Origin of the sequence: Psychromonas arctica, assembly GCF_038155225.1 — a bacterium.
Lineage (GTDB): Bacteria > Pseudomonadota > Gammaproteobacteria > Enterobacterales > Psychromonadaceae > Psychromonas > Psychromonas arctica_B.
The window spans coordinates 14,930-30,112 of record NZ_JBAKBA010000022.1 but is presented as its reverse complement, the minus strand read 5'-3'; the positions used below and the strand labels follow the sequence as shown (position 1 = coordinate 30,112).

14 protein-coding genes are annotated in these 15,183 nt (G+C 36.5%); 7 read left to right on the top strand and 7 right to left on the bottom strand.

From position 1 onward, the window contains the following. Window positions 1-7 precede the first annotated feature (7 nt). A complete protein-coding gene (locus V6255_RS10565; RefSeq protein WP_341628123.1) occupies window positions 8-586 on the top strand; it encodes a nucleoside triphosphate pyrophosphohydrolase family protein in 579 nt (192 codons plus the stop codon). 187 nt (window positions 587-773) lie between these two features. Here the strand turns inward: V6255_RS10565 and V6255_RS10560 are convergent, their stop codons facing one another. Both V6255_RS10560 and V6255_RS10555 read right to left on the bottom strand, forming a co-directional pair. Continuing rightward, window positions 774-1,931, bottom strand: coding sequence for a HAMP domain-containing sensor histidine kinase (locus V6255_RS10560; protein ID WP_341628122.1), 1,158 nt, complete (start codon window positions 1,929-1,931; stop codon window positions 774-776). 141 nt (window positions 1,932-2,072) lie between these two features. Further along, on the bottom strand, window positions 2,073-2,777 hold the full coding sequence (locus tag V6255_RS10555; protein ID WP_341628121.1) for a response regulator transcription factor: 705 nt from the start codon (window positions 2,775-2,777) through the stop codon (window positions 2,073-2,075). 304 nt (window positions 2,778-3,081) lie between these two features. Here V6255_RS10555 and V6255_RS10550 point away from each other — a divergent pair, with 304 nt between their 5' ends. Then, window positions 3,082-3,567, top strand: a complete 486-nt coding sequence (locus V6255_RS10550; protein WP_341628120.1) for a GAF domain-containing protein — start codon at window positions 3,082-3,084, stop codon at window positions 3,565-3,567. 168 nt (window positions 3,568-3,735) lie between these two features. On the opposite strand, the gene V6255_RS10545 is transcribed toward V6255_RS10550, so the two are convergent. Then, window positions 3,736-4,875 (bottom strand): Na/Pi cotransporter family protein, encoded by a 1,140-nt coding sequence (locus tag V6255_RS10545; protein ID WP_341628119.1) that lies wholly within the window; start codon window positions 4,873-4,875, stop codon window positions 3,736-3,738. A 465-nt stretch (window positions 4,876-5,340) separates the two neighbouring features. After that, a complete protein-coding gene (gene mutS / locus V6255_RS10540) occupies window positions 5,341-7,950 on the bottom strand; it encodes a DNA mismatch repair protein MutS (protein WP_341628118.1) in 2,610 nt (869 codons plus the stop codon). Window positions 7,951-7,993: 43 nt separating this feature from the next. On the opposite strand from mutS, the gene V6255_RS10535 reads away from it, so the two are divergent. Beyond that, entirely contained in the window at window positions 7,994-8,494 is a 501-nt protein-coding gene (locus V6255_RS10535; protein WP_341628154.1) for a nicotinamide-nucleotide amidohydrolase family protein, read from the top strand. A 101-nt stretch (window positions 8,495-8,595) separates the two neighbouring features. Then, window positions 8,596-9,642 (top strand): recombinase RecA, encoded by a 1,047-nt coding sequence (gene recA, locus V6255_RS10530; protein ID WP_341628117.1) that lies wholly within the window; start codon window positions 8,596-8,598, stop codon window positions 9,640-9,642. A 251-nt stretch (window positions 9,643-9,893) separates the two neighbouring features. Here recA and V6255_RS10525 read toward each other — a convergent pair whose 3' ends face one another. Then, window positions 9,894-10,211, bottom strand: a complete 318-nt coding sequence (locus tag V6255_RS10525) for an AzlD domain-containing protein (protein ID WP_341628116.1) — start codon at window positions 10,209-10,211, stop codon at window positions 9,894-9,896. Then, a complete protein-coding gene (locus V6255_RS10520; protein ID WP_341628115.1) occupies window positions 10,208-10,960 on the bottom strand; it encodes an AzlC family ABC transporter permease in 753 nt (250 codons plus the stop codon). The genes V6255_RS10525 and V6255_RS10520 overlap by 4 nt, the downstream gene beginning before the upstream one ends. A gap of 596 nt (window positions 10,961-11,556) precedes the next feature. Between V6255_RS10520 and V6255_RS10515 the strand changes: the two genes are divergently transcribed. Next, window positions 11,557-11,808 (top strand): putative quinol monooxygenase, encoded by a 252-nt coding sequence (locus V6255_RS10515; protein WP_341628114.1) that lies wholly within the window; start codon window positions 11,557-11,559, stop codon window positions 11,806-11,808. 203 nt (window positions 11,809-12,011) lie between these two features. On the opposite strand, the gene V6255_RS10510 is transcribed toward V6255_RS10515, so the two are convergent. After that, window positions 12,012-12,920 (bottom strand): LysR family transcriptional regulator, encoded by a 909-nt coding sequence (locus V6255_RS10510; protein WP_341628113.1) that lies wholly within the window; start codon window positions 12,918-12,920, stop codon window positions 12,012-12,014. Between the two features lie 139 nt (window positions 12,921-13,059). On the opposite strand from V6255_RS10510, the gene V6255_RS10505 reads away from it, so the two are divergent. Both V6255_RS10505 and V6255_RS10500 read left to right on the top strand, forming a co-directional pair. Then, on the top strand, window positions 13,060-13,962 hold the full coding sequence (locus V6255_RS10505; protein ID WP_341628112.1) for a pirin family protein: 903 nt from the start codon (window positions 13,060-13,062) through the stop codon (window positions 13,960-13,962). Window positions 13,963-14,135: 173 nt separating this feature from the next. Continuing rightward, complete coding sequence (locus tag V6255_RS10500) at window positions 14,136-15,116, top strand: glutathione S-transferase family protein (protein WP_341628111.1); 981 nt, start codon at window positions 14,136-14,138, stop codon at window positions 15,114-15,116. The last annotated feature ends 67 nt before the right edge of the window (window positions 15,117-15,183 follow it).

The following is a 15,183-nucleotide window of genomic DNA, read 5'->3' as shown; positions in this document are numbered from 1 at the left end:
AAATTTCATGAAATTAACTCAATTATCGACTGCTATTTACGAAAAATTGTATGCCGATATCACTCAGTTCAGAGAAACCTTTGATCTAGCTTGCGCCGCGCCAGAAACGTTAGATGATAAAGCTGATGAGTTACATACTTCATTAATTATCGAAGAACTCACTGAGTTAGCAGAAGCGCCTTGTAAGGTTGAGCAGGCCGATGCGATTGTTGATAGTGTTTACGTGTTAATGGGGCGTTTAGTGCATTTAGGCGATACTAAAGTTGAAGATAACCTTGCCATTAGTTACCTGATAGATTTGTTCTTAAATGTAGCGAAACAACGCAAGATTGATTTTATCACTTGTTGGAATGAAGTACATTCAAGCAATATGAGCAAAGTATGTCGCAACCAACAAGAATACACAGATACTGTTGCGTTTTATGCAAAGCAAGGCGTGACGCTAACTGAAAGTATAAAAGGTGAGTTTATCATCGCTAAATGTGCTGAAGACGTGCAAATGGAAAGTAAATTAGTGCGTAAAGGTAAGGTATTAAAATCTGTTTATTATCGACCTGCTGACTTAGCGCCTTTAGTTAACTTATAAGCCGTTAGTAAAAATATGTTATTAAGCGTTTAGCTAAACCTAAAACAACTACCTTTAAGTTATGCTTAAGTGATGTCTAAGTTTAACGGAGCGCTTTTTTGTTAACTGCTACTAAGTTATTTTCTATATCAGCTATCTTCTATAAAAATAAACGTATTTGAATCGTGTTTTTAATGATCAATCATTACTACGAAAAATCAATCTCTACATAATGCCCATCGTCTGTTGCTACATTCTTATATTTCCAATCATAGTGTTGTATTAAACGTTCTGTTAACTCTAAACCTAAACCAAATCCTAGCTCATTTTTGAGTTGATGTTCTATTTTTGGAATGTCATTAATTTCTTGAGAATCAAACTCTCGATTATTAATGATCAAGTTACTGCCTGCTTGAATAATACAAATTTTACCTTCTGTAGTATGCTGCAGGGCGTTACGAATTAAATTACTAATGACAATACGACATAAAGCTTGAGGTAATAGCAACATAGTTTCATCTGTTGTAATCTTTACTTCTACACTTTTGCCATTGAGTAAATAAGACAGTTCTTCTAATAATTGTTCTGTGAATCCACCAATAGAAATACTTATTAATGGGATAGATTTATCTGTTTTTCTGTTTAACCATAATAGAGTCTCAGTGAGATCTGTCATATTAAAACTAGCACGTTCAATACGTTCTAATACCTGTAGCTGCTTACCTACACTGATATCTTTCTCTATCATTTTACGTAACAACTCAGTATTCGTACGAGTAACCGCAATTGGTGTGCGTAATTCATGGCTCGCATAACCTAAAAAGCGATGCTCTCTATCTAAACTTTCTTGTACCGAACGTAAACTAGATTGAACAATATTAGCTAAACTATTGAGCTCACTAAAGTGGAAGTCTGGTATTGGCTGCATTAGTTGCTCTTTATTTAAATTTTTAGTCCACGCCATTAATTTTTCAATGGGATTAGCCACTTTTCGTATCATTAAATAGGGGACTAATGCAAACAATGCCATTAGCACTAAAGCAATTAAAGAGAGATATAAAAATGGTGGTATTTGCTCTTGTTTAGTCTGTTCAATATCTTTCCACTTTGGGGAAGTAAACATAGAAGAAACATAACGTACTTTATCTTCTCGTGTTACTTTCAATACAAAGTAGCCAGCTTCAGGCGCTGAAAATATTGGATTACCATCAATACTTTTAAGTAACAAATTATCGATAAGATCCTCTTGATTCAGTCTCTCCTTTATTTTCGGTGGTAAGTCTTCCCAGCGAGAGGCGACAATAAAATCATGAATCTCTACAGGGTGTCCATCTGATACTGGCACTTTATAAGCTTGTGAACGCATCGCATTGCATTGCGCATAGAAAAGTCGATACCCGTTAAAAAGTAATTGAAACTCACTGCTGACATGATCGAAATAGTCGTCACGCCAGTAATAATTATCATGATCAAAAAATAGACTTTTAAACTTGGTCTTATTTTCATACTAGCTGCTCGTTTTTAATACAAAACCATGACCTATTAAGGTATGGACTAATTTTTGATTGCTTGGTTTATAAGTATTATCTGAATTACCATCCACGACTTTTCTTAAATTAAACATGTGTACTTTTAAGCTATTACTATCAGGTTGTTGATCTCCCCAAACACTGCGTATTAGCTTGTCTCGACTGACTGGATTTGGACTGGCTAATATTAAGGTTTCTAAAATTTTAAAGCTGGTTGGGGATAATTTTAAAGGTATTGAATCACGCGTAATCATTTGTTGTTCACAATCTAATTCAAGACCGCATGCACTGACCTTTTTTGTTTCTCCGCTGCGTCTGCGCGATAAAACCTGCACACGAGCAATCAATTCTTCCATCGCAAAAGGTTTAACTAAGTAATCATCAGCACCCTTTGAAAAACCCTGTAACTTATCGTCGAGTGTGTCTTTAGCTGTTAGCATTAAAATAGGCACAGCAATACCTTGTGAACGTAATGTTTCACATACTTCTAAACCATTCATTTTTGGCATATTTAAATCTAAAATAACCACATCATAGTTATTTGATTTGATTAGATTAAAACCAGATAAACCATTTGCAGCATGATCACATTTGATTTTTTCAAGTTCAAAATAATCAATAACAGCAGTCGCTAAGTCAATATCATCTTCAACTAATAGTAACTGCAACTTATCTAAATCCATGGTTAAATCTCGCTTCTTTTATAGGTGTTTTATTTTAGCGTAATAAATTAACAATAGTTCGGTTAACAAGAGGTTAAGTTATTTTAGTTATATTCGTAGTTTCTAATACCTGTTGAAATATTTTAGTCGTTGTTCCTTTCTTCTAAATGTAACCACCTTGTTTAATTCGTATTGTGATTAAATTTGCTAATCTAATCGCGAGAGTAAAATCACACATTTATATGCTATGTTAGAATAAATTGACTGCTAAATAACCACATTAGTGATGAGCTATGTGTAAAAAGTAAACTTTAAAGGAGATGACATGATTGATAATGCTACAGATAATGTTTTTGAAGGTATTTTTGAAGATAGACAAACACAGCAAAAAATTGACGAGATTGCTAAAAAATCAGGTATGAGTTCAATCTTAGTTATGAAGTCTCATGATAATGAAATGGAAGTGGTATTAAGTGGTGGCGAGGCAGGTAAAGAAATTTATCATGCTCGAGATAAAGGGAAAAAAAGCACTCATTCTGAAGGTCAACACGCGTTATATTGTGAGCGAGTGGTTAATACCAATGAGGTCTTAGAAGTGCAGGATGCAGCTAAAGATCCTAGCTGGAAAGATAATGAAGACTTAACTGAGTTCGGGTTAGGAACCTATTTAGGTGTACCTATCGAAAAAGATGGCAAAGTGGTGGGCACCGTATGTGCTTTAAACAATGAATCTATCGATTTTGAAAATGAACAATACAACGTATTAGCGCAGCTACAAAAAGTGAAAGGTGATATTGAAAGTAAAATTTGATTTATTACTCAATATATAGCTTAAAAAGATAGCCTTTAGGTAGGATGTTTAAAGGTGATTTGTAGCTCTATAAACAAGAAATAAAGAATAAAAAAAAGCGATTCAATGAATCGCTTTTTTAATATATGCAGATTGTTTAAGCTAGTTATAATCTAGCTTTTATTTTTATTAACGTACACCCACTAAGATTAACCCAGGTAATATGAAGAAAGTACCAACAACATAACCTAAAGCTAATAATTTATTTTTTGTACCTACGTCTGCTAACTTCTCTGCTCCTTTTAACGGTAATTCACGTAAGAAAGGAATACCGTAAATAACGACGACTGCTAAGAAGTTAAACAAAAAGTGAACTAAAGCAATGGTTAATGCGGCTTCAGCCATTGGACCTGAAATTGCTGTTGCTGCTAGCAATGCTGTTATTGTTGTTCCAATATTTGCACCCAGTGTGAAAGGGTATATTTGACGTGTTGTAAACATGCCGCTACCCGCTAATGGAATCATTAAGCTGGTTGTTGTTGATGAAGATTGCACCATCACGGTCATTAATGCACCAGAGGTAATACCAGCGATTGGACCTTTACCTAACGCATTATGTAATATCGCTTTAGCACGACCGACTAATACTTTTTTTAATACTTTACCTAAGAAAGTCACAGAGAATAAAATAAGCACAACACCGGCTACAACCATCGCAATACCCGCCATTTTACCTGGGACAATTGATGCCATATCAGAAATAATGTTGACGCCTGGCTTAGTTAACGGTTTCATAAAGTTAAAACCTTTCATCGACATATCTGCACTACCTACAAGCAAGTGTGAAGCTGCGCCAGCCATTTTTTCTAATAAGCCAAACATCAATTCTAATGGTAGGAAAATAAATACCGCAATTAAGTTAAAGAAGTCATGAACTGTTGCAGCACTGAAAGCACGTTTAAAGTCTTCATTGTTACGAACGTGACCAATTGAAACAATCGAGTTTGTAATAGTAGTACCAATATTTGCACCCATAATTAATGGAATGGCAATTGAAACAGGTAAACCGCCAGCGACTAAGCCGACTGTTACTGCTGTTACAGTCGAAGAAGATTGTACTAACGCCGTTGCTAATGTGCCCAAAATCAATGCAACTAATGGATTACTTGCAAACTGGAATATTTCAGCGGCACCAGCAGCACCACCAGAGAATAATTTAAAGCCACTGCTCACACTACTGACAGCGACTAACATGCAATACACTAAAAAAACGACAGCAGTCCAATTAAAGAACTGATTCATTGTTGTATTGTTATTTGTAGTATTCATTTTAAAGCCTATTCAATTAAGCGACTATTACGCAATGATGTTAATTATTTAAGTGCGGTGATTAAAACAGAGTTTTGTTACAGAAATATTTCAATTGTCATAAAAGATTCGTTAAATTGAAATAATTTTTGTTTTATTAAGTTTGTGCACTGAATTTTCAATCGAAAAAATTAACTTAGTTTTAATCAACTTAGTTTTAATCAACTTAGTTTTAATTAACTTAGTTTTAATTAATGAAGGTTTAGTCGCCAGAGTCGGCATATTGATTGGTAATATTTATCAGTAATATTAATGAGTGATGTTCATAAGCAGTGTTCATAAGCAAGGTTAATACGCGATATTGGTCAATTAGGCTAATAGAGTAAAGTAATCGGTAAGAGTAGAAATTAGCACAACAAAAAAGGGACAAAATGTCCCTTTATATATTTACTCGTTGAGCCAAGTTAAATAAGTATCGTCGGTTATTTATAACTGTTCTTTTAGTTGATAAAGCATTGCTAATGCTTGCTTAGGCGTTAACTCGTCTGGATCGACTCCTTCAAGTAAAGTCACCGCTTTATGTTTTTCAGGCTCTGAGAAGTTTAAGCTACTTTGAACTTGAACTTCGGCAATATTGTCTATCGTTTGCTGGTTATTTGTTTGGTTTTCAAAAGATTGAGACTGTTTAGAGGACGCTTCTAATTGCGCAAGTTTTTGCTTTGCGTTATCTAACACTGATTTAGGAACACCTGCTAATGCAGCAACCTGTAATCCATAGCTTTTATTCGCAGCACCTTCTTGTAATGCGTGTAAAAAGGCAATGGTATCGCCATGCTCTACGGCATCTAAATGCACATTCACTAATTCTGGAATCGTTTCAGGTAAACGTGTTAATTCAAAGTAGTGTGTTGCAAATAAAGTATAGGCTTGAATTTTTTCAGCCAATTGCTCTGCACAGGCCCAAGCTAATGATAAACCATCAAAAGTACTGGTACCTCGGCCAATTTCATCCATTAGCACCAATGAGTTAGGCGTTGCATTATGTAATATATTCGCTGTCTCAGTCATTTCTACCATGAAGGTTGAACGGCCACTGGCGAGATCGTCTGATGCACCGATACGAGTGAAAATACGATCAATAGGCCCTATTTTTGCACTTTGAGCAGGAATGAAACTACCAATGTGTGCCATCAATACTATTAACGCAACTTGACGCATATAGGTCGATTTACCACCCATGTTAGGGCCAGTGATAATCAGCATACGACGTTGGTTATGTAAGTTAACAGGGTTCGCAATAAAAGGCGTTTTACTCACTTGCTCAACAACAGGGTGTCGACCTTCTTCAATCTCGATACCGTTTTCTTGTTGTAACACCGGACGAACATAATTTAAGGTTAATGCGCGCTCTGTTAACGTATTTAATACATCCAATTCTGCTAATGCTTTTGCCGTGAATTGTAAGCTTTTTAAATGTGGCAATAATAAATCAATTAATTGCTCGTAGAGTTTCTTCTCTAATGCGAGTGCTTTACCTTGGCTAGATAATACTTTCTCTTCGTGTTCTTTTAGTTCTGCAATGATGTAACGCTCTGCCCCTTTAAGTGTTTGGCGACGTACATAATGCTCTGGCACATGTTCAGATTGATTTCGGCTTATCTCAATGAAGTAACCGTGCACTCGGTTATAACCGACTTTTAAAGTGCTAATGCCAGTACTTTCACGCTCACGTTTTTCAAGCGCATCTAAATAGTCCGTTGCACCTTTTGAAAGGTTACGCCAATGATCTAACTCTTCGTTATAACCCGCTTTGATCACGCCACCGTCACGTATTAATACAGGTGGGTTATCGATCACTGCTGTTTCTAATAAGGTTAATAGCTCTGGGTAGTTGCCCATTTCTTGGCTCAATGTCGACACGAGTTCAGAAGGTAGTTCTGCAATTAAATGCTGTAATTCAGGTAACAAAGAAAAAGCACAGCGTAAACGCGTTAAATCACGAGGGCGTGCAGAACGTAATGCTAAACGTGCAATCACGCGCTCAATATCACCAATCTGTTTCAGTGGTAGAGAAAGTGCATCAGTTAAATCAAAATCCATTAACGTTTGGATCATGGTTTGACGGTAATTTAAGACCGTTAAATTACGAATCGGCTGATGTATCCAACGTTTTAATAGACGGCTACCCATTGGGGTTACCGTGGTATCTAATATTTGCGCTAGCGTATTATCGGTCCCGCCTGCCAAATTAAAGGTTAACTCTAAGTTACGGCGTGTGGCCGCATCTAAAATAACCGTATCAGTGCTTTGCTCTAATGTAATTGATTGAATATGGGTAAGCACTGTACGTTGAGTATCTTTTAAATATTGTAATAACGCACCAGCAGCACAAATTGCAAAGTGGGCTTTTTCAATACCAAAACCAACGAGATCTTTAGTACCTAATTGCTGAGTTAATAGTTTTTTACAGGTACCTAATTCAAATTCCCATTCAGGGCGACGACGAATCGTAGGTAAATGTTCAATTAGCTCCAAACATTCAAAGTTATCTGGGTATAAGAGTTCAGCTGGATTTAAGCGTTGTATTTCTGCTTGTAAAGATTCAGCTTTGTTTAACTCATTAACAATAAAACGACCACTGCCAATATCTAGTGAAGCAATACCAAAGGTGTCACCCTGTTGGTAAACTGAACACAATAAGTTATCTTGTTTATCATCTAATAACGCTTCATCAGTGATCGTGCCAGGGGTAATGATACGTACTATCTTACGTTCAACAGGGCCTTTGCTCGTGGCAGGATCGCCAATTTGCTCACAAATCGCAATCGATTCACCAAGGGCAATCAATTTTGCCAAGTAGCCTTCAACACTATGGTAGGGGACACCGGCCATTGGAATTGCATTACCGCCAGTTTTTCCACGTTGAGTAAGGGAAATACCTAATAATTGTGACGCTTTACGGGCGTCATCAAAAAACAGTTCGTAGAAATCACCCATACGATAAAAGAGTAAGGTGTCTGGCACTTCACTTTTTAAGGTTAAAAACTGTTGCATCATCGGAGTATGTTGTTTTAATTCTTGCGCTGTTGGCTTCATAATGAATACACTTAATAACTATTTCTAAAAAAGGCGGAAAATGATGTTTACTGAAAAAACCGTTAAAGAATTGGCGCAAGTATTAGGCGAAAAACTGACTAATGCTGGCTTGGTTGCTACAACCGCTGAATCCTGTACCGGAGGTGGTGTAGCATACGCTATTACAGAAATTTCTGGAAGTTCGCTGTGGTTTGACCGTAGTTTTGTTACTTATAGTAATGGTGCTAAAACACAGATGTTAGGTGTTGAAGAGCTGTTGATTCAAGAGTTTGGGGCGGTCTCCAAAGAAGTGGTTAATGCCATGGCTATTGGCGCCATAAAAAATTCAGATGCCGATATTGCTGTTGCGATAAGCGGGATTGCAGGGCCTGATGGCGGCAGCGAAGAAAAACCAGTTGGCACTGTTTGTATTGCTTGGTATAACGCACATAGTGGGCATAAAACTGAAACCTATTTATTTGTAGGTGATCGTTCTGAAGTGAGAACACAAGCAATTCGTTTGGCACTTTTAGGACTGATAGATAACGTTGATATGCTAAACTAGATAAATATCATCATATTTTTAATAAAAAACTTGATACTGTATAAATGAGCAGTATACTGCATGCATATACAGTAAAACATAAAAAAAACACTGGAGAATACATGAGTCAGGACGCAAATAAAGATAAAGCATTAGCAGCTGCATTAGGCCAAATTGAGAAACAATTTGGTAAAGGTTCAATTATGCGTCTAGGAGACGGTGCTGCAGCAATGGAAATTGAATCTGTTTCAACTGGCTCATTAGGTTTAGATGTTGCTCTTGGAATAGGTGGTTTACCGTACGGTCGTGTTGTTGAAATATACGGTCCAGAAAGTTCTGGTAAAACGACGCTAACATTACAAGTTATTGCTGAAGCACAAAAACAAGGTAAAACTTGTGCGTTTATCGATGCTGAGCATGCGTTAGACCCTAGCTACGCAAAAAAATTAGGTGTTAATGTTGATGATCTTCTTATCTCGCAACCTGATACTGGTGAGCAAGCATTAGAAATCTGTGACATGTTAGTACGTTCAGGTGCTGTTGGTGTAGTGATTGTCGATTCTGTTGCTGCCTTAACACCCAAAGCGGAAATTGAAGGAGACATGGGTGATTCACACATGGGTCTTCAAGCACGTTTAATGTCTCAAGCATTACGTAAACTAACCGGTAACATTAAACAAACTAATACGATGGTTATCTTTATTAACCAAATCCGTATGAAAATTGGTGTTATGTTTGGTAACCCTGAAACAACTACTGGTGGTAATGCATTAAAATTCTATGCATCAGTTCGTTTAGACATTCGTCGTATTGGCGCTGTTAAAAACGGTGACGAAATCATGGGTAATGAAACACGCGTTAAAGTAGTTAAAAACAAAGTATCACCACCGTTTAAACAAGCTGAATTCCAAATCTTGTACGGCGAAGGTATTAATAACTATGGCGAGTTAATTGATTTAGGTGTTAAACAAGAGTTAGTGGAAAAATCTGGTTCTTGGTACTCATACAACGGTAGCAAAATTGGCCAAGGTAAGAGTAACGCTTGTAAGTTCTTGCAAGAAAACCCAGCTGCTGCTAAAGAGTTAGATGAAAAGCTGCGTGAAATATTATTAACAAAACCAGAAGTTGCACCTGAAACTAAAGATGTAGAAACTGAAGCGCCTGAGTAAGTTAATCTATAAAGTTAAAAGTGCCTTTGTACTAATGATAATATCAGCTATTTTAAATAAGCTATGTTAAATAAGCTATGTTAAATAAGCTGTGTTAAAGAGGCTATGTTAAAGAAGCTATTTTAACCAGTAAAATAGATAAGTTAAATAGTGCGATTGATATAGTTAGCTAAGATAAAAACCGATGTCTACAAGCATCGGTTTTTTTGTCTGTTTTTTTGAGTTAGTCTGCACGAAAAGATTGAAGTCTCTTAAGCAATTAATAACTTCAACAGTAAAAAAACTAACATACCAAAGAAGATCGTTTTTAATAAACTCTTAGTTACCAGGCTGATCATGACACTAATAATTGCCGCTAATAAATAAACATTAGTAAAGCTTATATCCATATCCCCATAGGGCATAACGACTGCGGGCACTATAATTGCTGTTAATACTGCGGGAGGCACAAACTTTAATGATTGTTGCATCCAAACTGGAAAAGTGATTTTCCCTGCAAAAGCAAACATGACAAAACGAATGCCAAATGTAATGGCAAACATACCTAAAATTAACCAGACTTCATTCATACTTTCTTCTCCTGATTATTAATAGACATTTTTTGCATACGAATCACTGATAAGCCTGCAGCAACGCCTATTAATGCACTAATAATGAGTCCAAGCTTATTAGGTAAATAAAAAAAGTATAAAGAGGCTATCGCAGCACTGAACGTTGCACTTAACATTGCTTTACTATTTACATAAGGCACTACCATACCGATAAAAGTAACGGACATAGCAAACTCTAGCCCCCAACTTGTCATATCAGGAATGATGTTACCAAGTATTAAACCGAGAGCAGTGGCAGAAGACCATGTTGTATAAAAACTGAATATAGAACCAATATAAAAATAATGAGCGTATTGATGATCATTACCTAATGGCGAGTCAGGTTGATAACGTTGACTCATATTAGCAAAGGTTTCGTCAGTTAAGCCAAAGGCTAAAAAAGCACGTAAAGCTATCGGTAAATGTGCAACCCTAGGCACCAATGCCGTTGCGTATAACAGGTGGCGTAAATTAACAACAAATGTAGTTAATAAAATAATTTCTAATGGTGCTTGAACAGCAATTAATGCAAGTACAATAAATTGAGCCGATCCAGCAAAAACAAATAATGACATTGCCATCGTTGCCCATACCGAAAGTCCACTGGTGGGCGCTAATGTTCCAAATAAAATACCAAAAGGGATAGCACCTATTATCAATGGAATGGCGGCTTTGCAACCCGCTTTAAATTCGGCCTTTTTAAGCTGTTGATGATCGATAATACTCACCTTCTTTAAGTTGATAAAATAATGGCAGTATTTGACCACAGCTGAATGATTTAATAAAACTTTTTGAATAAATTATCAATTTAATTCGTTTTGATTAATGACATTGACCTATCGATACTAATACCAAAAGAATTAATAAGGTGATCATTCTTGCTGGTTAAAATCACCCCTAACTGTATTCTGAGTTTTGAAGTGAGAACAACTATCTTCTACAACTCACGCCTTATACCGATTACATTAAATAAGTGATCTAAATTTTGCGCAGAAAAAATGAGTTAGTTCAAGGCGAAAATTGAGCTAAATGTTTGTTCCCTTTACGAAATTTACAACGAAGAAATAAGTTATTTTAACAAGTAAAATAGATAACTTAATTAGTGTGATTGGTATTATTAGTGTTAATTTTTCCCATTGAAAATTGGTGCGATTGGAATATTTATATCGACCTGTTGTTAGAGATAAGTGACATAAATCATAAGCAGTTAACGAATCTTGTCTAAATAATAATTTATGATGCTAATTTGAATCTGCGAATTAAAAAAATAAATAAATTAAATGAGATAGTGGCAGATAGTCTTACACTTTAAAAAGGAACATAAATGACAAACCTGACTATTGTAGCGAGCATTAATGTTAAACAAGATAAGATCGACTTTGTAAAAGATGAAATGATTAAGTTAATCAATAAAACCTTAGTAGAAAAAGGGTGTGTAAAATATCGTTTGCACCAAGATAATAACAATCCAGCTCACTTTCTATTTTATGAATGCTGGGAGTCTCGTGAGTTATGGCAAATACACAGAGAAAATACACATATGGTTGCTATCGAGCGATGGTTGAAGGGGCTATAGAATCCTTTGATGTCAGCGAAATGACCGAATTAAGCTAAACTGAGTTAAACTTATCTATATCAGTTGTATTCTTCTCAGGAGGAATACATTACTACCATTATTTATTAATAATCTTTCGGTTAAGCATTAATAATTTTTTTGGTTGAATTTTGTTAAACCTTCGACCAAATATAATTGCCCCTTCGTTTACTGCATTGTCATTTTTATTGTAGGTTATCCCACAGCGGTTTTTGTGCAAATTTCTCACTGATAAAATCGATCAATAAGCGACAGCGTTGTGATAAGAAACGAGTCTGAGGATACACCGCATAAGCATGAAGAGTCGGTAATTGATGATCCGTTAATATCGGCACTAATTGCCCTTGAGTAATGGCTTGATGAGTAATAAATAACGGTAAAGCGACAATACCCTGTCCATTAATTGCGACCATTTTTAAAAAATCGCCATTGTTAGCTTTAATTTTTGCACTCACATCAAGTTGATGTTGTTTTTGCTGAGGGTCTGTAATGTGTAATTTATGATGATCATTTTGTGTGTATTGCAATATACGGTGTTGGCTCAATTGGTCGAGATTGGTAGGTTGACCATGTTGCTTTAAATAATCTGGACTCGCACATAAAAAATGACGAATGCTGGTCAGACGCTTGGCTTTTAACGTCGAGTCTTTTAAGTTTGAAATACGAATGGCTAATTCATAACCCTCTTCAACCAAATCAATATGGCGATCAGAGAAGTCGATATCAATACAAAGGTTTGTGTGTCGTTGACTAAATTCATCAATAATTGGTGCCAGGTGTGTTAATCCAAAAGACAAAGGTGCAGTTAGCTTTAAAGTGCCTTCTATATTGGTGCTAATACCACTTGTTTGCGCATTTAACTCTGCGACATCATTTAAAATGGTTAAGGCTTTTTGATAATAAATACGGCCTGCATCAGTGAGATGAGACTGACGAGTTGTACGAGAGAGGAGTTGGGTATCAAGTTGTTTTTCTAGTTCGACTAAGCGCCTACTTACCGCAGATTTAGCAATGTCTAATTGTGCTGCTGCTTTACCGATACCGCCAGCCTCTACGATCCTAACAAAGAGCGCCATATTTTCCATTTGCCCCATCTATTGTTCTCCATTTGGCAATTATAAATTGAAATTATTGCTGTTTATTCTCCATAGTTCAACAGCTATGATTTGTTCATCTCAATAACTGAGAGCAATACCTGAGATAAATAACTAAGAACAGTAACAGAGGTGAAATATGAATCATATGACAAATACCGTGATGCATAACGCCCAACAAAACTCAGTAAAACCGAGTGAGCGTAGTGTTAAAAAAATTGTTTCTGGTGTTAAAACCTCTGATGGTGACGGCGTTAAGTTAACGCGTATTATAGGCTCTTCACAGCTGGAGATATTGGATCCCTTTCTGTTATTAGACTGTTTTGAAAGTGACCAAGCTGAAGATTATATTGGTGGTTTTCCAACGCACCCTCATCGAGGGTTTGAAACCGTGACTTATTTACTGAACGGAAGAATGCGTCATAAAGACAGTGCTGGCAATGAAGGTGTCATTGAACCAGGCGGTGTGCAATGGATGACGGCAGGTAAAGGTATTTTGCATTCAGAAATGCCAGAGCAAGAAAATGGTTTGTTAAAAGGTTTTCAGTTATGGGTGAATCTACCGAGTCATGCAAAAATGAATGAACCTCAATACCAAGAATTTTTACCACATTCGATGGCGCGTGAACAATTAACGAATGGCGGTCAAATAAATGTTATTGCAGGGACAACCAATCAAGGCACGATAGGCGCTGTAACCAATGTTCATAGCGAACCTTTATATTTGGATGTTCATTTATCTGCAGGGCAAGTGTTAACACAATTGATTACGCTAGATCATAATGCATTCATCTATGTTATCGAAGGTGAAGTGACTGTTCAAAGTGAACCAAGCAACACTGCTATAGAAGCACAGAAGTTAGCTGTTTTAACTAACGGAGAGCAAGTTTCTTTGCAAAGCGGAGTAGAGGGGAGTCGATTTTTATTAATTGCTGGCAAACCTTTCAATGAACCTATTGCGCGTCATGGCCCTTTTGTTATGAATACAAGGGAGCAACTATTGCAGGCTTTTGACGATTTTAATCAAGGTAAATTTACTTAAGTTAATTTAATAAAAAGCCAATGAATTGGCATGTATATAAAATATAAAACTCAGTGTGTATTTTTTAGTTTAAATGCTCATAAACTTTAAATGATCGAGTGATTTTAAATGGTCAGAAGCTTTAAATGGTCGCTGAAGTGTTATGAAAAAAAACAGATAATGAGGAGTAAATCATGGGATTATTAGTAGATGGGCAGTGGCATAACCAATGGTACGATACCAAATCAAGTAATGGTAAGTTTGTGAGGAGTGAAGCACAATTTAGAAATTGGATCACAGCAGATGGTCAAGCAGGGCCAACGGGTAAAGCCGGCTTTAAAGCAGAAGCAGGGCGTTACCATTTATATGTTTCGTTAGCATGTCCATGGGCGCATCGCACTTTGATCTTTAGAGAGCTAAAAGGTTTGCAATCAATGATTGATATCTCTGTCGTGAATTCTCTAATGGCTGAGCAGGGTTGGACCTTCAAGCCGGGACCGGGTGTTATTAAAGATACTGTTAATCATGTTTCATTGGTTCATGAGTTATATACCTTGGCAGATCCAACTTATTCAGGGCGTGTCACGGTACCCATTTTATGGGATAAACAGCAACAAACGATCGTCAGCAACGAGTCGGCAGATATTATTCGTATGTTTAATAATGCATTTGATAGTGTTGGCGCCTCTGAAGGAGATTATTATCCTGAACATGCTCAAGATGAGATTAATGAAGTAAACGATTGGATATACCGAGATATTAATAATGGGGTTTACCGTGCAGGTTTTGCTACCACTCAAGCGGCTTATGAAGGAGCTGTTGATGCCGTATTTGAGGCGTTAGATAAAGTAGAGTTGCGTTTAAGTACACAGCGTTATTTGTTGGGTAAGCAGTTAACAGAAGCTGATTGGCGTTTATTTACTACTTTAATACGTTTTGATGCTGCCTATGTTGGGCACTTTAAATGTAATAAAAAGCGAATTGCTGATTATCCCTTTCTGTCGAATTATGTTCGTGATTTATACCAACATGAAGGCATTGCGAGCACCGTCGATATTGATTATATCAAAGCGCATTATTATGGTTCACATGAAACCATTAACCCAACTCGTATTATTCCTGTTGGTCCTGAAGTTGACTTTATGCAAGCGCATGATCGGTCTCGTTTTGCTTAATGTTTTGCATTACATTTTGCATTACATTTTGCATCACATTTTATATGTCATTTTACAGTATGCATTG

What these genes read in the sequence shown, in the direction of transcription:
- V6255_RS10565 (WP_341628123.1), top strand. Translation starts at nt 8, where the DNA reads ATGAAATTAACTCAATTATCGACTGCTATTTACGAAAAATTGTATGCC.
- V6255_RS10560 (WP_341628122.1), bottom strand. Translation starts at nt 1,931, where the DNA reads ATGCGTTCACAAGCTTATAAAGTGCCAGTATCAGATGGACACCCTGTA.
- V6255_RS10555 (WP_341628121.1), bottom strand. Translation starts at nt 2,777, where the DNA reads ATGGATTTAGATAAGTTGCAGTTACTATTAGTTGAAGATGATATTGAC.
- V6255_RS10550 (WP_341628120.1), top strand. Translation starts at nt 3,082, where the DNA reads ATGATTGATAATGCTACAGATAATGTTTTTGAAGGTATTTTTGAAGAT.
- V6255_RS10545 (WP_341628119.1), bottom strand. Translation starts at nt 4,875, where the DNA reads ATGAATACTACAAATAACAATACAACAATGAATCAGTTCTTTAATTGG.
- mutS (WP_341628118.1), bottom strand. Translation starts at nt 7,950, where the DNA reads ATGAAGCCAACAGCGCAAGAATTAAAACAACATACTCCGATGATGCAA.
- V6255_RS10535 (WP_341628154.1), top strand. Translation starts at nt 7,994, where the DNA reads ATGTTTACTGAAAAAACCGTTAAAGAATTGGCGCAAGTATTAGGCGAA.
- recA (WP_341628117.1), top strand. Translation starts at nt 8,596, where the DNA reads ATGAGTCAGGACGCAAATAAAGATAAAGCATTAGCAGCTGCATTAGGC.
- V6255_RS10525 (WP_341628116.1), bottom strand. Translation starts at nt 10,211, where the DNA reads ATGAATGAAGTCTGGTTAATTTTAGGTATGTTTGCCATTACATTTGGC.
- V6255_RS10515 (WP_341628114.1), top strand. Translation starts at nt 11,557, where the DNA reads ATGACAAACCTGACTATTGTAGCGAGCATTAATGTTAAACAAGATAAG.
- V6255_RS10510 (WP_341628113.1), bottom strand. Translation starts at nt 12,920, where the DNA reads ATGGGGCAAATGGAAAATATGGCGCTCTTTGTTAGGATCGTAGAGGCT.
- V6255_RS10505 (WP_341628112.1), top strand. Translation starts at nt 13,060, where the DNA reads ATGAATCATATGACAAATACCGTGATGCATAACGCCCAACAAAACTCA.
- V6255_RS10500 (WP_341628111.1), top strand. Translation starts at nt 14,136, where the DNA reads ATGGGATTATTAGTAGATGGGCAGTGGCATAACCAATGGTACGATACC.